This is a genomic window from Mycobacterium heidelbergense (genome assembly GCF_050205645.1).
Lineage (GTDB): Bacteria > Actinomycetota > Actinomycetes > Mycobacteriales > Mycobacteriaceae > Mycobacterium > Mycobacterium heidelbergense_A.
This window is the reverse complement of record NZ_JBNMQT010000023.1, coordinates 45,768-66,106: the sequence shown is the minus strand read 5'-3', so window position 1 is coordinate 66,106 and position 20,339 is coordinate 45,768. Positions and strand designations below refer to the sequence as shown.

The 20,339-nt window shown below is 67.7% G+C and carries 25 protein-coding genes and 1 tRNA gene; 14 read left to right on the top strand and 12 right to left on the bottom strand.

The annotated features are described in order from the left end of the window. Positions 1-14: 14 nt before the first annotated feature. Positions 15-917: an STAS domain-containing protein gene (locus ACQI5H_RS21380; protein WP_076125331.1), complete on the bottom strand. Its 903-nt coding sequence runs from the start codon at positions 915-917 to the stop codon at positions 15-17. Positions 918-1,071: 154 nt separating this feature from the next. Between ACQI5H_RS21380 and ACQI5H_RS21375 the strand changes: the two genes are divergently transcribed. Further along, positions 1,072-1,440, top strand: coding sequence for an STAS domain-containing protein (locus ACQI5H_RS21375; RefSeq protein WP_427081289.1), 369 nt, complete (start codon positions 1,072-1,074; stop codon positions 1,438-1,440). A gap of 165 nt (positions 1,441-1,605) precedes the next feature. After that, the gene (locus ACQI5H_RS21370) at positions 1,606-2,106 is read left to right on the top strand and encodes a DUF6328 family protein (protein ID WP_427081304.1); all 501 of its coding nucleotides are present in this window, start codon (positions 1,606-1,608) and stop codon (positions 2,104-2,106) included. Positions 2,107-2,116: 10 nt separating this feature from the next. Here ACQI5H_RS21370 and ACQI5H_RS21365 read toward each other — a convergent pair whose 3' ends face one another. Next, the gene (locus ACQI5H_RS21365; protein ID WP_427081288.1) at positions 2,117-2,800 is read right to left on the bottom strand and encodes an HAD family hydrolase; all 684 of its coding nucleotides are present in this window, start codon (positions 2,798-2,800) and stop codon (positions 2,117-2,119) included. 133 nt (positions 2,801-2,933) lie between these two features. Between ACQI5H_RS21365 and ACQI5H_RS21360 the strand changes: the two genes are divergently transcribed. The 4 genes from ACQI5H_RS21360 (at position 2,934) to ACQI5H_RS21345 (ending at position 4,710) form a co-directional block, all read left to right on the top strand. Next, positions 2,934-3,242 carry a hypothetical protein gene (locus tag ACQI5H_RS21360; RefSeq protein ID WP_427081287.1) on the top strand — a complete coding sequence of 103 codons (309 nt, stop codon included), beginning with the start codon at positions 2,934-2,936 and terminating at the stop codon, positions 3,240-3,242. A 93-nt stretch (positions 3,243-3,335) separates the two neighbouring features. Beyond that, on the top strand, positions 3,336-3,638 hold the full coding sequence (locus tag ACQI5H_RS21355; protein ID WP_427081286.1) for a DUF4193 domain-containing protein: 303 nt from the start codon (positions 3,336-3,338) through the stop codon (positions 3,636-3,638). A gap of 34 nt (positions 3,639-3,672) precedes the next feature. Further along, positions 3,673-4,053 (top strand): thiol-disulfide oxidoreductase DCC family protein, encoded by a 381-nt coding sequence (locus ACQI5H_RS21350; RefSeq protein ID WP_076059763.1) that lies wholly within the window; start codon positions 3,673-3,675, stop codon positions 4,051-4,053. 57 nt (positions 4,054-4,110) lie between these two features. Further along, complete coding sequence (locus tag ACQI5H_RS21345) at positions 4,111-4,710, top strand: restriction endonuclease (RefSeq protein WP_427081285.1); 600 nt, start codon at positions 4,111-4,113, stop codon at positions 4,708-4,710. A 1-nt stretch (position 4,711) separates the two neighbouring features. On the opposite strand, the gene ACQI5H_RS21340 is transcribed toward ACQI5H_RS21345, so the two are convergent. The 4 genes from ACQI5H_RS21340 to ponA2 form a co-directional block, all read right to left on the bottom strand. Next, positions 4,712-4,785: transfer RNA gene (locus ACQI5H_RS21340), tRNA-Pro, on the bottom strand. Positions 4,786-4,845: 60 nt separating this feature from the next. Then, positions 4,846-5,952: a PLP-dependent cysteine synthase family protein gene (locus ACQI5H_RS21335; protein WP_427081284.1), complete on the bottom strand. Its 1,107-nt coding sequence runs from the start codon at positions 5,950-5,952 to the stop codon at positions 4,846-4,848. Next, positions 5,949-6,908, bottom strand: a complete 960-nt coding sequence (locus ACQI5H_RS21330; RefSeq protein WP_427081283.1) for a metallophosphoesterase — start codon at positions 6,906-6,908, stop codon at positions 5,949-5,951. Before ACQI5H_RS21330 ends, ACQI5H_RS21335 begins: the two co-directional genes overlap by 4 nt. A 56-nt stretch (positions 6,909-6,964) precedes the next feature. Further along, positions 6,965-9,397 carry a transglycosylase/D,D-transpeptidase PonA2 gene (ponA2, locus tag ACQI5H_RS21325; RefSeq protein ID WP_427081282.1) on the bottom strand — a complete coding sequence of 811 codons (2,433 nt, stop codon included), beginning with the start codon at positions 9,395-9,397 and terminating at the stop codon, positions 6,965-6,967. A 350-nt stretch (positions 9,398-9,747) separates the two neighbouring features. Between ponA2 and ACQI5H_RS21320 the strand changes: the two genes are divergently transcribed. Continuing rightward, positions 9,748-10,098 carry a WhiB family transcriptional regulator gene (locus ACQI5H_RS21320; protein ID WP_427081281.1) on the top strand — a complete coding sequence of 117 codons (351 nt, stop codon included), beginning with the start codon at positions 9,748-9,750 and terminating at the stop codon, positions 10,096-10,098. Positions 10,099-10,344: 246 nt separating this feature from the next. Here ACQI5H_RS21320 and ACQI5H_RS21315 read toward each other — a convergent pair whose 3' ends face one another. Continuing rightward, the gene (locus tag ACQI5H_RS21315) at positions 10,345-11,496 is read right to left on the bottom strand and encodes an ArsA family ATPase (RefSeq protein ID WP_427081280.1); all 1,152 of its coding nucleotides are present in this window, start codon (positions 11,494-11,496) and stop codon (positions 10,345-10,347) included. Then, positions 11,493-12,518 carry an ArsA-related P-loop ATPase gene (locus ACQI5H_RS21310; protein ID WP_427081279.1) on the bottom strand — a complete coding sequence of 342 codons (1,026 nt, stop codon included), beginning with the start codon at positions 12,516-12,518 and terminating at the stop codon, positions 11,493-11,495. Before ACQI5H_RS21310 ends, ACQI5H_RS21315 begins: the two co-directional genes overlap by 4 nt. A gap of 40 nt (positions 12,519-12,558) precedes the next feature. On the opposite strand from ACQI5H_RS21310, the gene ACQI5H_RS21305 reads away from it, so the two are divergent. From ACQI5H_RS21305 to ACQI5H_RS21295, 3 genes are read left to right on the top strand one after another with little or no spacing between them, the layout of a single operon-like run. Then, positions 12,559-12,714, top strand: a complete 156-nt coding sequence (locus ACQI5H_RS21305) for a hypothetical protein (protein ID WP_139329387.1) — start codon at positions 12,559-12,561, stop codon at positions 12,712-12,714. Positions 12,715-12,727: 13 nt separating this feature from the next. Continuing rightward, a complete protein-coding gene (locus ACQI5H_RS21300; RefSeq protein WP_427081278.1) occupies positions 12,728-13,183 on the top strand; it encodes a RidA family protein in 456 nt (151 codons plus the stop codon). 5 nt (positions 13,184-13,188) lie between these two features. Beyond that, the gene (locus tag ACQI5H_RS21295) at positions 13,189-13,983 is read left to right on the top strand and encodes an MBL fold metallo-hydrolase (RefSeq protein WP_427081277.1); all 795 of its coding nucleotides are present in this window, start codon (positions 13,189-13,191) and stop codon (positions 13,981-13,983) included. Between the two features lie 81 nt (positions 13,984-14,064). Here ACQI5H_RS21295 and crp read toward each other — a convergent pair whose 3' ends face one another. Continuing rightward, on the bottom strand, positions 14,065-14,739 hold the full coding sequence (crp, locus tag ACQI5H_RS21290; RefSeq protein ID WP_007772229.1) for a cAMP-activated global transcriptional regulator CRP: 675 nt from the start codon (positions 14,737-14,739) through the stop codon (positions 14,065-14,067). Between the two features lie 97 nt (positions 14,740-14,836). Then, complete coding sequence (locus tag ACQI5H_RS21285) at positions 14,837-15,232, bottom strand: hypothetical protein (protein ID WP_427081276.1); 396 nt, start codon at positions 15,230-15,232, stop codon at positions 14,837-14,839. A 104-nt stretch (positions 15,233-15,336) separates the two neighbouring features. Here ACQI5H_RS21285 and nth point away from each other — a divergent pair, with 104 nt between their 5' ends. From nth to marP, 4 genes are read left to right on the top strand one after another with little or no spacing between them, the layout of a single operon-like run. Further along, positions 15,337-16,074 (top strand): endonuclease III, encoded by a 738-nt coding sequence (gene nth / locus ACQI5H_RS21280; RefSeq protein ID WP_427081303.1) that lies wholly within the window; start codon positions 15,337-15,339, stop codon positions 16,072-16,074. Between the two features lie 16 nt (positions 16,075-16,090). Next, the gene (locus ACQI5H_RS21275; protein WP_427081275.1) at positions 16,091-16,729 is read left to right on the top strand and encodes a TlpA family protein disulfide reductase; all 639 of its coding nucleotides are present in this window, start codon (positions 16,091-16,093) and stop codon (positions 16,727-16,729) included. Next, a complete protein-coding gene (locus ACQI5H_RS21270) occupies positions 16,704-17,519 on the top strand; it encodes an NUDIX hydrolase (protein ID WP_427081302.1) in 816 nt (271 codons plus the stop codon). Before ACQI5H_RS21275 ends, ACQI5H_RS21270 begins: the two co-directional genes overlap by 26 nt. 11 nt (positions 17,520-17,530) lie before the next feature. Then, positions 17,531-18,724, top strand: coding sequence for an acid resistance serine protease MarP (gene marP, locus ACQI5H_RS21265; RefSeq protein WP_427081274.1), 1,194 nt, complete (start codon positions 17,531-17,533; stop codon positions 18,722-18,724). Here marP and ACQI5H_RS21260 read toward each other — a convergent pair. After that, complete coding sequence (locus tag ACQI5H_RS21260; protein ID WP_427081273.1) at positions 18,717-19,670, bottom strand: alpha/beta fold hydrolase; 954 nt, start codon at positions 19,668-19,670, stop codon at positions 18,717-18,719. The genes marP and ACQI5H_RS21260 overlap by 8 nt on opposite strands. Beyond that, the gene (locus tag ACQI5H_RS21255) at positions 19,671-20,228 is read right to left on the bottom strand and encodes a phage holin family protein (RefSeq protein WP_427081272.1); all 558 of its coding nucleotides are present in this window, start codon (positions 20,226-20,228) and stop codon (positions 19,671-19,673) included. Between the last annotated feature and the right edge of the window lie 111 nt (positions 20,229-20,339).

Genomic DNA, 20,339 nt, shown 5'->3' with positions numbered 1-20,339 from the left:
CGTGCTAACGGTGATTACCCGGTGGTCTCGCCGGTACGGGTGACTTCGTAACCGAGCAGGCGTTCGGCTTCTTCGATACCGCCCTGCAGGTCACCGACGGCGTTCATCTTCGACAGGTCCAGCCCGATGGTCACCAACGTCAGGGCGATCTCGGAGGACAGGCCGGTGATGATCACGCTCGCGCCCATGAGCCCCGACGCGTCGACCGTTTGCACCAGGTGGTTCGCCACCGTGGAGTCGATGGTGGGCACACCGGTGATGTCGATGACCACGACCTTCGCGCGGTTGGCGCGGATGGCCCGCAGCAGCTGTTCGGTGACCTGACGGGCGCGCTGTGAATCCAGCACGCCGATGATCGGCAGAATCAGCAGCTGCTCGCGCACCTGCAGCACCGGCGTCGATAGCTCGCGGATCGCCTCCTGCTGCTGGCGAATGATGCGTTCGCGCTCCTGCACGAAGCTGACGCCCACGGTGTTGGCGATTCGGTTGGCCGCCGGCTCGTAGGCGTCGAGCACCCGGTTGAGCATCCCGAACTCGGTCTGATACTTCTCGAACAGCGAGCGGGCCAGCACGTCACGCAGCAGCAGCACGATGCCGAGCACCTCGTCGGTCTCCACGCCTCGCGGAATGATGCGTTCCGACAGGTCGCGCGCGTAGGCCTGCAGCGCCTCGACGCTACCGGTCTCGAGCACCTCGACGTAGTTGTCGTAGACGGCCGTGGCTTCGGAGAACAGCTCCTCGGGCGTCATCGCGGTAAGCAACTGCGCCTCGGTGATCCTGCGTGCCCACTCCTCGCGCAAAACCGTCCGGTTCTGCCGCAAATGCTGGACCAGCTGCGGCAACAGACCCTCGCTGGAGACGCTGCCCGGCTGCGCGGCGGTGGTGGTGGTGGCGAAATCCGACGGCGAATCTGACATCTGGCCTCCCAAGTGCCGCGTCGCAGTGCGCAGGTTCTATGGGGAGACTAGCCTGGATCGTCGCGGGGCAGGTGTTGAGGTCTTCTTCTTTCTCGCAGTTCGCAAAGCAGGCTAGGCTTGCACCACACTCAAGGCCCAGGACGAAGGATCGCCATTGTCAGCACCTGATTCGATTACCACGTTGGTTGCGGACCACGATGGCGTGTCCGTGGTGAGTGTGAGCGGCGAAATCGATTTGGTCACCGCTCCGGCCCTGGAACAAGCCATCACCGCCGTCGTCGCGGATGGTCCAACGGCGCTGGTCATCGATCTTTCCGCGGTGGAGTTCCTCGGCTCCGTCGGGCTGAAGATCCTCGCGGCGACCTACGAGAAACTCGGCAAGTCCACCGAGTTCGGGGTGGTCGCGCGCGGTCCGGCGACCCGACGGCCGATCCACCTCACCGGCCTGGACAAGACCTTCCCGCTATATCCGACGCTGGACGACGCGTTGACCGCGGTACGGGACGGCAAGCTCAACCACTAACGCGACCCGGGCGTGTCGAGCCGGGTGGCGGCGGCGCGTTGACACGTCAATTCCCCACTGGCGCAAGGTTTTTCGGGCGTGGCGCGTCGGCCTACCACCAGTTCATCGCGGGCTGACCCGGGAGGTCGCTCCACAAACGGGTCGGCTGGTGCGATGATCACGACCATGGATGTCGACCATCCGGAGGATGACCAGCGCTGGGATCGCGAGGAACGCGGCGAAACCGAAATCCAACGGCTCGACCGCAATTGGAACAGCCTGCTGCAGGAGCTGCGCGTGGTGCAGACCGGGGTGCAGTTGCTGACCGGCTTCCTGCTCACACTGCCGTTCCAGCAGCGCTTCGACATCCTCGGCGGGGGCCTGCGGGTGGTCTATTTGGCCACGGTGGGATTCTCGGTGGGAGCCACCGTACTGCTCATTTCCCCGGTGGCCATGCACCGGATGCTGTTCCGGCGACATCGATTGCAGGTGCTGGTGTCCGCGGCACACCGGTGCGCCTATGCCGGGCTCGCGTTGCTGGGCGCCGCGCTGACCGGGGTGACCATCATCATTTTCGCCGCGGTGGCCAATCGCAACGTGGGCTTCATCGCGGGCGCGTGCGCGCTTGTCATGTTCGCGTTTTTCTGGTGGGTGTTGCCGCTGGCACTGCGCTCCCGGGGGATGTAACCGCCCGCGGTCAGCGGCCCGGCGCCAGCGCCGCGATGCGGGTGGATTCCAGATGATCGAGGAGATCCAGCGGGCCCGCAAAGATCGGTGCGGCCCCGGCGGCCTCCAGTTCCCCACGGGCGATCCCGCCGCTCAGCATCCCGATGCACGGCAACCCCGCTCCCGTCGCAGCCTGGGCATCCCATACGGCGTCCCCGACGAACACCGCCCGGTCGGGGTTCACGCCGGCCCGATCGAGCGCGACCTTCACGATGCCCGGCTCGGGCTTGGCGGTGTCGACGTCGCGCGACGACGTCGTTTCGGCGATGACGTCGTCGCAGCCCAGCGCCTTGCGCAGCAATTCGAGCTCGTCCTCCGGTGCCGAACTCGCCAGCACCACCTGCAGTCCCAGCCCGGCGACCCGGCGCAGCAACGCTTGCGCGCCCGGCAACGGCGCCAGTAGGGACGCCGTTTCGCGGTAGTAGCGGCTGTGTGCGTCGCTGAGCCGCTCTTGCACGTCGTCGGGGGCATCGTCGGATAGCGTGCGCACCAACTTCGAGCCGTCCATGCCGATGCAGCGGTGAATGTGCCAGGCAGCGACCGCGATGCCTTCTTCGTCGAAGGCACGCTGCCAGGCGTAGACGTGCAGGTAGTTGGAGTCGACGAGGGTTCCGTCTATGTCGAACAGAACCGCGGGGGCGCGGGCGGGTGTCATCGCTGCGGCATACCCACCCTGGGCCCCGCCGACACGGGTTGTGGGACCGTTTCGCCGCCGCGGCCGACGGGTAGACCTGCAGGGGATTCGAGGAAACGAGCTTGGTAGGCAACCCTTTTCACTAGGAGCAATGGTGGATGACTCCCGGCACGACCCGGTTGATCATGCCCGTACCACCCGTCAGCACGCCGGCGAATCCATGAAGAACGGCGCCAATGCGCCCGGCTTGGCCGGGGTGGCGATCGCGGTGGTCGCCCTGATTGTGGGCCTGTTCGCGCTGGCTACCGGTCACGCGGGCGTCGGGTGTGTGGCGGTGATCCTGGCCGCCGCGTGCGCCGCGGCCGGCGCCGGCTGGCTGGTATACGCCCACCGCCGGGTCCGGCGGTCCGAATTGCGGCAATGGGAAGCCGCGGACGCCGACGCGCCGCCGCCCAGCAGCTGACAGGTGTGAACGGCCCCCTAACGGGGTATCGCCTGAGCCACGGGTGAGTACAGACAAGTGCGCCAACCCGGTCCTCCTCCGAAAGGAGCACCCATGGCGACCGCAAGCGATTACGACGCTCGTCGCATATCCGACGTCGAGGCCCCGGACCGTTCGGGCCTGCGCGAACTGACAACCACGTTGTCCCCGTCGTCCACGGCCATCGTCGACGACGACCCCAACGAGATGCCTTTCTTCGAGCTGCCCGGTGCCGACCTGTCCGGTGAAGAACTCTCGGTGACGGTAATTCCGCAACGCGCCGACGAATTCACCTGCTCGAGCTGTTTTCTGGTGCAGCACCGCAGCCGGCTGCGCACCACTAGTTCCGGGCTGCCGGTCTGCGCCGACTGCGCGTAGCCGCGCCGGTCGATCGCTGGAATAAAATCGGGATATGGACGGCACTTTGGCGTTTGACGGCCGGTGTGGGATGTGCACCCTCGCCGTCAACCGAATCGCCCGGCTGGACCGAACGGGCCGGCTGCGCATCGAACCGTGGCAGTCCCCGGAAGTCGCCGCGCGGGTCGGGGTGCCCGACGACCGGTTGACGGCGTCGGCGTGGTGGCTGGACTCGTCCGGCGCGGTGTTCGCCGGCGCCCACGCGATGAACGCGGCCCTTTCCGCGGCGCTCGGCACGCGACTGCCGTTGTGGATCTACCGCATCCCCGGGATCGGCGCGCTGCAGGAGGTCGTCTACCGCTGGGTCGCGGCGCATCGATATCGCTTTCGCGGTGTGACACCGCTCTGCGAGGCCGACCCGAAGCGGTGCGCGTAGTCGCGGGACGCGTCTCGCCTGCACCGAATTGTCGTAGCCGTCGGCTAGCTTCTCCTCATGGAGAAGGTGTTCGGGTCGCTCCTCGTGTTCGGGTTCGCTCTCCCTTGGTATTTCACTTCGAAGGCCACCGGAAGCGTGACGGCCGGATTCTTGGCGGGTCTCGGCGGCCTCGTCGCGACGGTGCTTGTCCTGCTGTGGCTTTCGGCTCAGCGGGACCGCTTCCGAGTCGGATTACAGCGCAGGCGTGACCTCAAACGCGCGGCCTCGGAATTGGCGGCCGTCGATCAGATGTCGGGCGTCGAGTTCGAGGAATTCGTTGCGGCACAACTGCGTACGAGGGGTTGGGGTGTCACCCACACCGCCAGCACCGGTGACTACGGGGTGGACCTGATCGCCCGGAAAGGCGGCACCCGCATGGCGGTCCAATGCAAGCGGCTGGCACGCGACGTCGGCGTGGCCGCCGTGCAGCAAGTCGTTGCCGGCGCGCGGCAGCACGGCTGCGCTCAGGCCGTCGTGGTGACGAATCAAGCGTTCACGAAAGCGGCTCGTCAGCTGGCGACCACGCATCGCTGCCGCCTCGTCGGGCGGGAGCAATTGCAGATCTGGGCCGGCGCGGCGCCGGGCCGCACGCGAAGCCGAAGCGTCGCCAGGCAATGAGTCGGGGTGGCGGGATTTGAACCCACGGCCTCTTCGTCCCGAACGAAGCGCGCTACCAAGCTGCGCCACACCCCGCTTGAAGCCACGACAGCCTATCGCACGCGCCCGTCGACTGGCGAAACCCCAGGCTGGGCCCTAGACCCAACGGCAGGAGCGCTCGAACTCGACGAGCGCGGCCGCGGGCTCGGTCGGATCGAGTCCCTGCGCACTTACCCACTCGTCGCTGAAATAGGTGTCGGCATAACGATCGCCGCTGTCGGCGAGCAGCGTGACCACCGAACCGCTGCGGCCCTCGGCGACCATCTCGGCGAGCACGCCGAACGCGCCCCACAGGTTGGTGCCTGTCGACGGACCCACCCGTCGTCCCAGCACGGCGCTCACGTGGCGGGCGGCGGCGATCGATGCGGCGTCCGGCACGGCGACCATGCGGTCGACGACGCCGGGCAGGAACGACGGCTCCACGCGCGGCCGGCCGATGCCCTCGATGCGGGACGACGTGGGCATCACGATGTCGTAGCGGTCCTCGGCGTAGGCCGGAAAGAACGCGGAGTTCTCCGGGTCGACGACGCACAACCGGGTGGCATGGCGGCGGAAGCGGATGTAGCGGCCGATCGTCGCGCTGGTGCCGCCGGTGCCCGCGCCCACCACGATCCATTCCGGGATCGGGTGCTTCTCGTCGAGCATTTGCACATAGATCGACTCGGCGATGTTGTTGTTGCCACGCCAGTCGGTGGCGCGCTCCGCGTTGGTGAACTGGTCCAAGTAGTGCCCGCCAGTCTCGTCGGCGACGCGCTGCGCCTCGGCATACACCTCGCTGGAGTTCTGCACGAAATGGCAACGGCCGCCTTGCGATTCGATCAGCGCGACTTTGGCGGAGCTGGTGGCGGCCGGCATCACGGCGACGAACGGCAGGCCCAGCAGCGCCGCGAAGTAGGCCTCCGACACCGCCGTCGAGCCCGACGACGCCTCGACGACGGTGGTGCCCTCCGAAATCCACCCATTGCACAGCGCGTAGAGGAACAACGAGCGCGCCAAGCGATGCTTGAGGCTGCCGGTGATGTGGGTGGTCTCGTCCTTGAGGTACAGGGCGACATCGACATTCGCGCACCAGGCCGACGGCAGCGGGTAGCGCAACAAGTGGGTATCGGCGCTGCGACGGGCGTCGGCCTCGATCAGCCGAATCGCGTTGTCGGTCCAGACGCGCGGCAGGCTGCGGACCGCGATCCGGGCCCGATCGCTCAACGCACCGAAACTGCCGGCTGCGTACGGCCCAAGTTGCTGCTCGCGTCGCGGCCACCCATCGGGGTGGCGATCAACGTCAGCAGGGTCGCTTCGGGCCTACAGCAGAACCGCACCGGCGCATACGGCGAAGTGCCGATGCCAGCCGAGACATGCAACAGCATGTTGGCGCCCCAGCGCGACGGCCCCTTGGCGCGGGACCGATCCAGGCCGCAATTGGTCACCAGAGCGCCGTAGAACGGCAGGCACAGCTGCCCACCGTGGGTGTGTCCGGCCATCACCAATTGGTAGCCGTCGGCGGCGAAGCGATCCAGCACGCGCGGCTCGGGCGAATGGGTCAGGCCCAGCCGCAGGTTCGCCGCGGGGCTGGCGGGCCCCGCGATCGCGTCGTACCGGTCCCGGTCGATGTGCGGGTCGTCCACGCCCGCCGCGGCGACGTGCAGGCCCACCACCTCGAACTCGCGACGGGTGTGGGTGAGGTCCAGCCAGCCGCGCTCGGTGAACGCGGCGCGCAGATCCTGCCAGGGCAGCGGCTCACCCCGGACGCGGTGCGACGGCTTGGTCACGTAGTTCGCCGGGTTTTTCAACCGCGGCCCGAAGTAGTCGTTGCTGCCGAAGACGAAGACGCCCGGGCGGGAGAGCAGGTCGCCCAGGGTCTGGACGACCGCGGGCACCGCCTTGGGGTGCGCGAGGTTGTCGCCGGTGTTGACGACCAGGTCGGGCTCCCAGCTGGCCAGCTCGCGCAGCCAGGCCTGTTTGCGGCGCTGGTGGGGAAGCATGTGGATATCGCTGATATGCAGCACACGCAGCGGTGTGGAGCCCGGCGACAACACGGGCATGGTTATCTCGCGCAGGACGAACGCGTTGCGCTCGACGATCGAGGCGTAACCGATTCCGGCGACGGTGGAGCCGACCGCAACGGCGCCGGTGCGTATCAGGGCGCGCAGAACATCAGCCATGCAGGCAGCCTACTGCCGCTCGCGCGCAGACACCGTATCTGCTGCGCCGCAACGCCCTACGGAGGTGGCTGTCCCGGCGCCGCCGGCGGCGGTGGCGCCAGCAACGGAATCGTGATCGGCGGCAGGCCCGGAATCTCCACCACCTGCGATCCGACCGGCAGCGGCGCACCTTCCGGTGGCGGAGGCGGAGCCGGCGGGATGCCGTTACTGACCTGGATGGTGATGATCGACCCAGGAATCGTTGCGCCGCTTGGCGTCGTTCCGACCACCTCGCCCTGCTTGGCAGTGCTGTTGACGAAGTTGTTCTGGTCGGCAACCTGGAAACCGGCCTCCTTGATGCGCTGGCGCGCCGCGTCGATGTCCAGGCCGGCGACGCTGGGCACCCGCGATCCCGGTGACCCGTCGACGTAGCGGGGATCGGTGGGCGGCAGTTTCACCTCGCCGAAGCTGTCGGCGATCGGTTTCATTGCCGTGAACCAGGTGCGGGCCGGCTCGTTACCGCCGTACAGGTCGCCCTCGCCGCAGTGGCGCAGCGGAGCGGAGCACAGATCCGTGGGCGTGGTCGAGTCGTCGTAGATGTAGTTCGCGGCCGCGTAGTGGCTGGTGAATCCGACGAAGCCGGACGAGCGGTGGGCCTCGGTGGTGCCCGTCTTACCGGACATCGGCAGATTCCAGCCCGCCGCGCCCGCCGAGCCGGCCGCCGTGCCACCGCCCAGCGCGTCCTTGCTCATCGCGTTGGCCATCGTGTTGGCCAGGCCCTCGGGCACCACCTGATCGCAGGTCTCGGTGGTGACGGCGACCTCGTTGCCGTTGCGGTCGATCAGCTTGTCGATCGGGTTCGGCGGGCACCACATGCCCCCGGAGGCCAGCGTGGCCGCGACGTTGGACAGCTCCAACGCATTCACCTCGATCGGGCCGAGCGTGAACGAACCGATGTTCTGCCGCTTGACGAAGTCGGCCAGGCTCTCGTTGCTGTCGGGGTTGTAGTCGCGGGCGGTGCCCGGATCGGCGTAGGAGCGCAGGCCCAGCTTGATCGCCATGTCCACCGTCCGTGTCACCCCGACTTGCTGGATCAGCTTGGCGAACGCGGTGTTGGGCGAGGTGGCCAGCGCCTCGGTCACGTTCATCGAGCCCTTGTAGTTGCCGGCGTTGATCACGCACCAGGTGTCCTTGGGACAGCCCTTGGCCCCGCCGCTGCCCATGCCCTTGGCCTGGAATCGGCCCGGCACCTCGAGCGTGGCGTTGATGCCCATCCCCATGTCCAGCGCCGCGGCCGTTGTGAAGATCTTGAAGACCGACCCGGCGCCGTCGCCGACCAGCGAGAACGGCTGCGGCCGCATCGTTTCGCCGGCGTCGAGGTTCAGGCCGTAGGTGCGGTTGCTGGCCATCGCCATCACGTGGTGGGAGGTCTTGCCCGGCTGGATCACGCTCATCACGCTGGAGATGCCCGGCAGCGTCGGGCTGGCGAACTTGTCGATGGCCGCCTTGACCGGGATCTGCACGTCCGGGTTCAGCGTCGTGCGGATCAGGTAGCCGCCCCTGGCGACTTGTTCCTTGCTGATCCCGGCGCGAGACAGGTACTCCTGCACGTAGTCGCAGAAGAACGCGCGGTCGCCGGCCGCGATGCAGCCCCGGGGCAGCTCGTTGGGCTGCGGCAGGATCCCCAGCGGCTGGGCCTTGGCGGCGCGCAGGGCGTCGGCCTCCTGCGGAATGTTCTCGATCATGGTGTCCAGCACCAGGTTCCGCCGGGCCAGCGCGCCGTCCGGGTTGGTGTAGGGATTCAGGGTGCTGGTGGACTGCACCATGCCCGCCAGCAGCGCCGCCTGTTGCCAGTTCAGGTCCAACGCGTTGATGCCGAAGTACGTCTGCGCCGCGTCCTGCACGCCGAACGAGTTGTTACCGAACGAGACGAGATTGAGGTAGCGGGTCAGGATCTCGGGCTTGGTGAACGTCTTGTCCAGCGTGAGCGCCATCCGGATCTCACGCAGCTTGCGTGCCGGGGTGGTCTCGACCGCGGCGCGCTTTTCGGCGTCGGTCTGGGCGGTCACCAGCAGCTGGTAGTTCTTGATGTACTGCTGCTCGATGGTCGAGCCGCCGCGAGTGTCGACGTCGCCGCGCGCATAGCCGGCCAGCCCGGTCAGCGTGCCCTTCCAGTCCACGCCGGCGTGCTCGGCGAACCGCTTGTCCTCGATCGAGACGATCGCCAGCTTCATGGTGTTGGCGATCTTGTCGGTGGGCACCTCGAACCGGCGCTGCGAGTACAGCCAGGCGATCACGTTGCCCTTCGCGTCGACCATCGTCGACACCGCGGGCACCTGTCCCTCGACGAGCTGGGCCGAGCCGTTGGCCACCACTTCGGACGCCCGGTTCGACATCAGGCCCACCCCGCCCGCGAGGGGGAACATCAGCGCGGTCGCGACCACGCTGGCCAGCAAGCAGCACCCCGCAAGTTTGAGAATCGTGAGAATTACCGGGGGCCGCTCCGACATGCGACCTACAGTAGCGGCCCCGGTCAGCCCACCATGCCCTTGATTTGAACCAAACGCCGAAGCGGGCCGTGACCAGGGAAGTTGATGACCGCCGCCAGCCAATATTTTCGGTTGCGTCACGAATCGGGTGCCAAAAGTGGGTACACGAGGTTAAGTGCGGATCTATGATTCTGGGCGAGACGGCACGCTCGTCCCAAAAAAGTGTTATCGGACTGTTGCGCAATTGGCACCTGACCACCTAACTTAGACACACGGTGAGATGCATCTCACATTTGTGGCGTAGATCGCAGCAAGGGTCTGCACCCGAGGGAGGCGGTTGCAAATTGCGACCGGGAGGAAGGGAACAGCTCGTGTCAGTAACACGACCGGCCGCGCGTCGTACGAACATCGCGGCTGCGCAGGGGGTATTACGTAGCGTCGACGCGGAAGAACGGATTGCCTGGGTATCGAAGGCGCTCTGCCGAACAACCGACCCGGATGAGCTATTCGTACGCGGTGCCGCCCAGCGCAAGGCCGCAGTGATCTGCCGTCACTGTCCCGTAATGCAGGAGTGCGGCGCGGACGCGCTGGACAACAAGGTCGAGTTCGGAGTGTGGGGCGGTATGACCGAGCGCCAGCGTCGGGCCCTGCTCAAGCAGCACCCCGAGGTCGTCTCCTGGTCGGACTTCTTCGACAAGCGCAGAAACCGCGGCGTCGGCTGATTGTCAGGCGCCGCACCCTAGGTTAGGCGGCTACCTGGGACACGCCCGGGTGTCCCGCGGCACAGCAGGGCCGCTCGTCATTACATTTCTGTTACAGCCCAAAATGGCGCGATCTACTGGAGCGTGTCTAATAGGAAGTGGCTTGTGCGCAATAAGGATTCGCCAGCTACAACTGGCGTGTGTCAAATACGCCGTTAGGCCGGAACAGGGCCTAAACCACGCATCGAAGGTTGTGCGGCCCGCTACTTATCGGGCCGCCGCCAGCCCGTTGCCGGCCGCGGTGATCTGATCGGCGAGCGCCCGCAGCGCTTCCAGATCCGAGACATCGAACGGCAGCGACGGCACGCCGATGACCGGCACGTGCGGGTTGGCTCCGGTGAAACGGGACAGCAGCCGGATCTCGCGCTTGGCGGTTTGGGCGCGGTCAGCATGGATTTGCAGGATGGCCGCGGCCAGCGAAGCCGCCTCGGAGTCCGCCTCCGCTTCCAGCGTTTCGCGTCCGTCGATCGCCCGCTCCGCCGGCAAAGCGCACAACGTCGGGTGGGTGCGGTTCAAGACCAGCCCCGCCAGCGGCATGCCCTCCTGCGACAGCCGATCGACGAAGAAGGATGCCTCGCGCAGCGCGTCAGGCTCGGCCGCGGAAACCACGACGAATTGCGTGCCGCGCCTCTTCAGCAGGGCATACGTGCGGTCCGCCTTCTCGCGGAACCCACCGAACGTGGCGTCCAGCGATTGCACGAACGCCGCCGCGTCGGCCAGCATTTGCGAGCCGAGCACGGTCGACAGCGCCTTCATCGCCAAGCTCATCGCGCCGGTCACCAGCCGCCCGATGCCCCGGCCCGGCGCGAGCAGCAGTCGCCACAGCCGGCTGTCCATGAAGCTGCCCAGCCGTTTCGGCGCATCCAAAAAATCCAGGGCGTTGCGCGACGGGGGAGTGTCCACCACGACCAGGTCCCAACGGTCCTGGCTCAGCAGTTGGCCGAGCTTCTCCATCGCCATATACTCCTGCGTCCCGGCGAGTGACGTGGCGACCGTCTGATAGAACTGGTTGTCCAGAATCGCTTGCGCCCGATCGGGTCCGGAGTATTGGACCACCATCTCGTCGAAGGTGCGGCGCATGTCCAGCATCATCGCGTGCAGCTCACCGGTGACTTCGGCCGCGAGCGCAACCCGCTGCGGGGTGTTGCCGAGGTCGTTGACACCCAACGCCTGCGCCAGCCGCTTGGCCGGGTCGATCGTCAAAACGCATACGGTGCGGCCATATTCGGCAGCACGCAACGCCATCGCGGCCGCGGTGGTGGTCTTGCCCACGCCACCCGCGCCGCAGCACACCACCACCCGGTTGGCCGTGTCGGCCAGGATGGCCGCCATATCAAGGGTTTTGGGCGTGACGCTCATCGAACCCCCTGTTGCGCAAGCGATTCCGAAAGTTCGTACAGGCTACCGAGGTCGACGCCGTCTGAGATCGCCGGCAGTTCCAGCCGGGGCACGTTCAGCGCGTCGAGCTGTTGCGCGGTCTCGGCGCGCGCCGCGATCCGCGTCGCGTGCTGGATGGTTTCGGTCAACAGACCGGCGAAATCGGTGTCGCTGAGCTTGATTCCGGCCATCTCGAGCCCGGCCCGCACCGAGTCCGCGTCGACGTCACCCTCGGCGGCCTTGGCCAGGTCGCGGGGCTCTAGGTACGACGGGATGTTCCGATTGACGATCACGCTGCCGATCGGCAGCCCCATCTCCGCGAGCTCTTCGATGGCCTCCATCGTTTCCTGCACCGGCAGCGCTTCGAGCAGGGTGACCAGGTGGATGGCCGTCTGGTCGGAGTGCAGCAACCGCACCACGCCCTCGCTCTGCGAGTGCACCGGGCCGCCCTTGGCCAAGTCCGACACCGCCTTGGTGACGTCGAGGAAACGCGCGATGCGGCCGGTCGGTGGGGCGTCGACGACGATCGCGTCGTAGACCGGGCTCTTGGCCCCCTTGTCCTGGCGGACGACGGCCTCCTTGATCTTGCCGGTGAGCAGGACGTCGCGCAGGCCGGGCGCGATCGTCGTCGCGAACTCGATCGCCCCGATCCGGCGCATCGCCCGGCCCGCGATGCCGAGGTTGTAGAACATGTCGAGGTATTCCAGGAACGCGGCCTCGATGTCGATGGCAAGCGCGTTGACCTGGCCCCCGCGTTCGGCGCTCGCGATCTTCAGCTCCTGGTAGGGCAGGGGCGGCACGTCGAAAAGTTGCGCAATCCCTTGGCGCCCTTCGACTTCCACGAGGAGAACCTTGCGGCCCCCCGCCGCCAGGGTCAGCGCCAGCGCGGCCGCGATCGTCGACTTACCCGTGCCGCCCTTGCCGGTCACAAAATGCAAACGGGCTTTCGACAGGCGCGCCGGCCAGCCGACAGAGCTACCGCTGCCAGGTGTGGTTGCCACCATCGCATGCTAGCCCGACGGGTGCGACCGATAAGCTCGCGGCATGAGCCAGGCATGGGAGTACGTGACCGTTCCGCTGCTGACGCACGCCACCAAACAGATCCTCGACCAGTGGGGCGACGACGGCTGGGAGCTGGTGGCGGTGCTGCCGGGGCCCACCGGGGAGCAGCACGTCGCGTATCTGAAGCGCCCCAAGTAAGGGGCTCGCGTTCATGACCGCATCGGCCCGGCTCGGCCAGCTCGGCGTCACGCTCCCCCAGGTGGTTGCGCCGCTGGCCGCTTACGTTCCGGCGGTGCGCACCGGCAACCTGGTCTATACGGCGGGCCAGCTGCCGATGGAGGCCGGGAAGCTGGCGCGCACCGGCAAGCTCGGCGCGGAGATCACCCCCGACGAGGGCAAGGCGTTGGCGCGCCTGTGCGCGCTCAACGCGCTGGCCGCGGTGGACTCGCTGGTCGGCATCGATACGGTGACCCGGGTGGTCAAGGTCGTCGGGTTCGTCGCGTCCGCTTCCGGTTTCCACGGCCAGCCCGGCGTGATCAACGGGGCCTCGGAGCTGCTCGCCGAGGTGTTCGGCGAGCAAGGCGCGCACGCGCGTTCGGCGGTCGGCGTCGCCGAGCTCCCCCTGGATGCGCCGGTGGAAGTCGAGCTGATCGTGGAGGTCGGCTAACGGCCGTGACCGAGGCTACTGCGTCGTTGAGCCATCCCGCATACGGCAGGTTGCGGGCGGTCACCGACACTGCCTCGGTCCTGCTCGCCGACAACCCCGGCTTGTTGACGCTGGAGGGCACGAACACCTGGGTGCTGCGCGGCCCGCGCAGCGACGAGCTGGTGATCGTCGACCCGGGGCCCGACGACGATCAGCACATCGACAACATCGCCGCGCTCGGCCGCGTCGCTCTGGTGCTGATCAGTCATCGCCACGGCGACCACACCGACGGCATCGACAAGCTGGTCGAGCGGACCGGCGCCGTCGTGCGCTCGGCGGGCAGCGGATTTCTGCGCGGCCTCGGCGGTGAGCTGACCGACGGCGAGGTGATCGATGCGGCCGGCCTGAAGATCACCGTGCTGGCGACCCCGGGGCATACCGCCGATTCGATGTCGTTCCTGCTCGACGACGCCGTGCTGACCGCGGACACCGTGCTGGGCCGCGGCACCACCGTCATCGACAAGGAAGACGGCAGCCTGGCCGACTACCTGGAATCGCTGCGGCGGCTGCGCGGCCTGGGCCGGCGTGCCGTGTTGCCCGGGCACGGGCCGAATCTGGCCGATCTGGAGACCGTCGCCGCCGGGTACTTGATGCACCGCCACGAGCGCCTCGAGCAGGTGCGCGCCGCGCTGTGGGACCTCGGCGAGGAGGCCACGACGCGCGAGATCGTCGAATACGTCTACGTCGACGTCGACGAGAAGCTGTGGGACGCGGCCGAATGGTCCGTTCAGGCGCAACTGGACTATCTGCGTCGAGACTGACTACCTACGTCGAGACTGTAATTTCACAGAAGAAGTGCGAGTAGAGGCCTGCAGAATTACAGGCTCGACGCAAACGGGCGCTTACCGGGCGCGGCGGGCCAGCCGTTCGGAGTCCGAAATCAGCACGCTCTTGCCCTCCAGCCGGATCCAGCCGCGGTGGGCGAAATCGGCGAGCGCCTTGTTCACGGTCTCCCGGGAGGCGCCGACCAGCTGGGCGATCTCCTCCTGCGTCAGGTCGTGGGTGACCCGCATCGCGCCGCCCTCCTGGGTGCCGAAACGCTGCGCGAGCTGCAGCAGCTGCTTGGCCACTCGGCCGGGCACGTCGGTGAAGATGAGGTCGGCCAGATTGTTGTTGGTCCGCCGCAGCCGCCGGGCGAGCACCCGCAACAGCTGCTCGGCGATCTCCGGGCGGTCGGCGATCCAGGCCCGCAGCGCGTCGCGGTCCATGGACACCGCGCGCACCTCGGTGATCGTCGTTGCGCTGGAAGTCCGTGGGCCCGGGTCGAAGATCGACAATTCGCCGAACATGTCCGACGGGCCCATGATCGTCAGCAGGTTCTCCCGGCCGTCCGGTGAGCGGCGCCCGATCTTGACCTTCCCCGCGACGATGATGTACAGCCGATCGCCCGGCTCCCCTTCCGCGAAAACCGTGTGCCCACGGGGGAAGTCGACGGGTTGCAGTTGCTTGGTCAGTGCGGTGACCGCGCCAGGCTCAACCCCTTGGAAGATTCCTGCCCTTGCCAGGATCTCGTCCACGTTGCCTCTTCAGCTTTCCAACGATGTGATATCGGCAGGCCAACCGCTGCCCGTGTGACGAGTCTAGAGGTAGGCCTATATGTCCAACGTGCCAACGCTACACACGATTGACGTGTCTAGTCCCCCTAAATTGCGGATTGCCGCGCGAATGCGTTCGTATTTGTGACGGCAACCGGGCCTCGACGCCGTTTGCGGCGGCCCTGGCAAAGATCACCTCGGCCCGATGCCTGCCGACGTGCGATTCCTCGGACGGAGATTGAGCGAGCTGCTGGGCCTGGCGTCGATGCAGGTAATCCAGCGCCTCGGGCATACCCTCGCGGGCCAGCGTGTGCACGTCCACGGCCTCCGCGTACGCGAGAAACTCGTCGACGTCGGTCGTCGTGACCGTGTGGTGGGCGACCTCGGTTTCCAGCCGCCCCAAACCGAGCGTCGCAAGCATCAAAAGGCCGGGAACGCAGGCCACCAGCAACCACGACACAAGGAGAGTAAACATGTCCAAGGTCTCAGCGAGATCACGAAATCAGTACTCTGTCGTAGGTGACAGTGGCAAAGCCGTCCGCACGCTCCAAGTCCACGCAATCCACCCCCGGCGCCGCCCTGGCCCGGCGCTGGTCCGACGAAACCCGAACCGGGTTGGTGCGACGCGCCCGCCGAATGAATCGTGCACTGGCGCAAGCGTTTCCGGATGCGCACTGCGAACTGGATTTCACCTCGCCGCTGGAGTTGACGGTGGCCACCATTCTCTCGGCGCAGAGCACCGACAAACGGGTGAATCTGACGACGCCCGCGTTGTTCAAGCGATACCGCTCCGCGCTTGATTATGCGCAGGCCGACCGCACCGAACTGGAAGGCCTCATCCGCCCCACCGGCTTCTTCCGCAACAAGGCGACATCGCTCATGGGCCTCGGGCAGGCGCTGGTCGAACGGTTCGACGGCGAGGTGCCGTCGACCATGGCCGAGCTGGTGACGCTGCCCGGGGTGGGACGCAAATCCGCCAACGTCATCCTGGGAAACGCGTTCGGCATCCCGGGAATCACCGTCGACACCCACTTCGCGCGGTTGGTCAGCAGGTGGCGATGGACCGATGAGAAGGATCCGGTCAAGATCGAGCACGCGGTCGGCGACCTGATCCAGCGCAACGAGTGGACCATGTTGAGCCACCGGGTGATCTTCCACGGCCGCCGGGTATGCCACGCCCGCAAACCGGCGTGCGGGGTTTGCGTGCTTGCCAAGGACTGTCCCTCCTTCGGCCTCGGCCCCACCGAGCCGCTGCTCGCCGCGCCCCTGGTGCAGGGCCCGGAAACCGAGCACTTGCTGGCGCTGGCCGGGCTGTAAATCAAGGCCGGTGCCGGTGGCCCGTAAGACGCGTTGGACCATCGCGATCCTGGCGGTGGTGGTGGCACTGGCCGTGGCGCTGCTGGCCCAGCTGCACGAGCGCCCCTCGACGACCGCAACCTCGCCGCCCACCGCCGCTCGTGAACATCGCGACGCCGACACGGCGGCCGCGCTGGCGGGACCCCGCGAACGCGCCGGCCTGCCGCCGTGTCCCGCGGCCGGGAGCGGCCCCGGCCCGGCGGCGCTGCGCGGTGTGACGGTGGAATGCGCCGCCGACGGCTCGGCCGTCGACGTCGCTGCGGCGCTCGCCGGACGCCGGGTGATCCTCAACTTGTGGGCGTATTGGTGCGCGCCGTGCGCGGCCGAACTGCCCGCGATGGCCGAGTATCAAAGGCGGGCTGGGACCGGCGTGATGGTGGTGACCGTGCATCAAGACGAGAACGAGACGGCGGCGCTGCTGCGGTTGGCGGAGTTGGGCGTTCGGCTGCCGACGCTGCAGGACGGGCGCCGCCGGGTCGCCGCGGCGCTGCGGGTGGCAAACGTGATGCCCGCGACGGTGGTGCTGCGGTCGGACGGTAGCGTTGCGCAGACGCTGCCGCGGGCTTTCGCGAGTGCCGACGAGATCGCGGCTGCGGTCGGAAACGACGCGGGCTGAGGGCAAGGAGGCGCCGGTGAGTGCTGCGGTTCCGCTGACGCCGGACATCTGCCCGCCCTGGTTGCGCCCGCTGGTCGACAACGTCGGTCAGATCCCCGAGGCGTATCGGCATCGGCTCCCGGCCGGCGTGCTCGCGATGGTGACCGCGGCCAAGGCGGCGTCGTCGATGGCGACGTTGCGCGGCGACGGGCGTGAGGCCGCCGTGCTGGTGCTGTTCTCGGGTCCGGAGTCCGGGCCGCCCGGCGGTGGCCTGCCCGACGATGCCGATCTGTTGCTGACCGTGCGCGCATCGACGTTGCGCCACCATGCCGGCCAGGCCGCATTCCCCGGCGGCGCATCCGAACCCGCCGACGACGGTCCGGTGGCCACCGCCCTGCGCGAGGCGCAGGAAGAGACGGGGATCGATGTTCGCAGGCTGCATCCGCTGGCCACGATGGAGCGGACTTTCATTGCGCCGTCACGGTTTCACGTCGTGCCGGTGTTGGCCTACTCGCCCGATCCCGGCCCGGTGTCCGTCGTCGACGAGACCGAAACCGCGATCGTGTCGCGGGTTCCGGTGCGCGCCTTCATCAATCCGGAGAACCGGCTGATGGTGTACCGCGGCGCCCTCGGCCGTCGTTGGGCCGGCCCGGCGTTTCTGTTGAACCAGATGCTGGTTTGGGGATTCACTGGCCAGGTGATCTCCGCGGTGCTCGATGTCGCCGGCTGGGCCCGGCCCTGGGACACCACCGACATTCGCGAATTGGACGAGGCGATGGTGCTGGTCGGTGGCGAGGACGGTGCTCGATGAATGTGAATTCGATGACGCCTTCGCAGTGGCTGGACATTGCCGTCCTGGCGGTCGCGTTCATCGCGGCCATCTCGGGCTGGCGTTCGGGCGCGCTGGGCTCGCTGCTGTCGTTCGTCGGCGTGCTGCTCGGCGCGATCGCGGGGGTGCTGCTGGCGCCGCACATCGTCAGCCACATCGCCGCCCCCCGCGCGAAACTGTTCACCGCACTGTTTTTGATCCTCGCGCTGGTCGTCGTCGGGGAGGTCGCCGGCGTGGTGCTGGGCCGCGCCGTGCGCGGCGCGATCCGTAGCCGCACAATCCGATCCGTCGACTCCGTCATCGGGGTGGGGGTTCAGCTCGTCGTGGTGCTGACCGCGGCCTGGCTCCTGGCGACGCCGCTGACGCAGTCGAAGGACCAGCCCGAGCTGGCCGCCGCGGTCCGCGGTTCGCGGGTGCTCGCCAAGGTCAACGAGGTCGCGCCGCCGTGGCTCAAGAGCGTGCCCAAGCGGCTCTCCGCATTGCTGAACACCTCCGGGCTGCCCGCGGTGCTCGAGCCGTTCAGCCGCACCCCGGTCATTCCGGTCGCGTCGCCGGACCCGGCGCTGGCCAACAATCCGGTCGTGCAAGCCACGGCGGCGAGCGTCGTGAAGGTGCGCAGCCTGGCGCCCAGCTGCCAAAAAGTGTTGGAGGGCAGTGGATTCGTGATCTCGCCCGATCGGGTGATGACGAACGCACACGTGGTGGCCGGGTCCAGCAGCGTGCAGATATACGCCAGCGGCAACCCGTTGGACGCCACGGTGGTGTCCTATGACCCGTCGGTCGACATCGCCATCCTGTCCGTCCGCAACCTGCCGCCGCCGCCGCTGGCCTTCGCCGAAGGCGAGGCGAAGACCGGCACTGACGTGGTGGTCATGGGTTATCCCGGCGGCGGCAACTTCACCGCCACCCCGGCCAGGATTCGGGAGAACATCAAACTCAGCGGCCCCGACATCTACCGCGACCCGCAGCCCGTCACCCGCGACGTGTACACCATCAGAGCCAATGTGGAGCAAGGCAATTCGGGTGGGCCGTTGATCGACCTGAACGGCCATGTGCTCGGCGTGGTGTTCGGCGCGGCCGTCGACGACCCCGACACCGGCTTCGTGTTGACGGCCAGCGAGGTGGCCGGCCAGCTGGCGCGGATCGGCGACACCGCCCAGGTCGCCACGGGTTCCTGCGTCAGCTGACCACGTTCTCGAGAAACCTCATCAGATGCCTGTTGATCTCCTCGGGCGCCTCTTCGTGGCTGAAATGCCCTGCGCCGCTGATGGATACGTAGCGCCCCTGGGGCGCGTAGCGCCGGCTGTGGTCGACGGGGTCGGCCAGCACGTAGGGATCCTCGTCGCCGCGCAGGTGTAGCAGTGGAACGCCGAGCTGTTGCGACATCGACCTCATGAATCGCCGGCCTTCGCCCCGCAGCTGGCTGCGCACCGCCCAGCGTTGGTACTCGCACGCACAGTGCGCGGCGCCGGGAATCTGAATCGCCGTGCGTAGGTAGCCGACGGTTTGGGAGAAGTCTTCGGACGCAACCCATTTGGCAGAGCTGCGGCTGCGGACAAGCCGCTCGATCTCCGCGCCGTTGTCCCGGGTCAGCAGGCGCTCGGGCCAGATGGGCAGCTGGTAACGCAGCAAGGTCTGCAGCAGCGCGTAGCTCTGGTCGCGCCGCGTCAGCGTGGACCGGCGCAGCGCGCTCGGATGCGGCGAGCTGATCAGCGCGATGGCCCGCACCAGCCGGGAATGCAGCAGGGCGGTGGTCCAGCAGGCCAGCCCGCCGTCGGCGTGGCCGATCAGCGTCGCCGACGAATGCCCAAGCGCGCGAATGAGTCCGGCCGTGTCACCGGCCAGCGTCCAGCCGTCGTAGCCGCGGGGCGGCTTGTCGCTGCCGCCGTAGCCGCGCAGGTCGACCGCGACGATCCGGGCGCCGCGCAGTCCGCGCAACTGGTGTCGCCAGGACCACCAGAACGAACCGAAACCGTGCAGCAGCATCACCAGCGGCCGCGCCGAGGCTGGTCTGGTCGCGTCCGGGTCGGCCGGCAGCGCCTCGACGACATGGAATCGGATGCCGTTAGCGTGCACGTCCAAATGGCGCCATGGCCCGTCGATGCGGGTCACCGACGGATCCGGTGCCGACATCTACCAACCCGAGGGATCTGCCGGAGCTCGGTCGGAACCGCCGTCCGGCCCGGGGAGCCTGGGCGTCGCGGCCTTGTCGTGCCCCGGGGTGAGCGCGGTGCGCGTCTCCTTGACCGATTCGATGGTCTCCCGCGGTCCCCGAATTCGGCGGACCTTCAGGAATCCCAGCAGGGCCAGGACCGCGCCGACGACGACCATGATCGCGAACACGATCAGGAAGGCCACCCAGCGCCACAGCCAGTCGTCGAGCAGCTCGGCGAGGAAGAAGAAGAAAAAGAAGGTGGAGTAGAACAGCACCACCAGCGCGGCGATGAAGTAGACGCTGCCGGTCAATCCCTTCTTGACGTCGCGGGTGATCTCGGCGCGGGCCAGTTCCACCTCCGCGCGCACCAGCGTGGACACCTGAGTGGTCGCGTCCTTGATCAGATCACCGATCGACGGGTCGGCGGGCCTCGCGTGCGGGTCGGCCAGCGGAATCGTGGTCAGCGTGCTGGGCACACCGTTCTTGCGATCGTTACTCACAGACGGTCCTCTCGGTTCGCTGTCGTCGCGGTTCATGTTGCCATGCGCCGCGGTGCCAGACGAGGCCAGCCGACGACCGCCGCAGCACTGGCGGACCCCCGGTGATCATTTAGACTGGCGCAGCTGGTCTCCGACGTTCCGATCGGC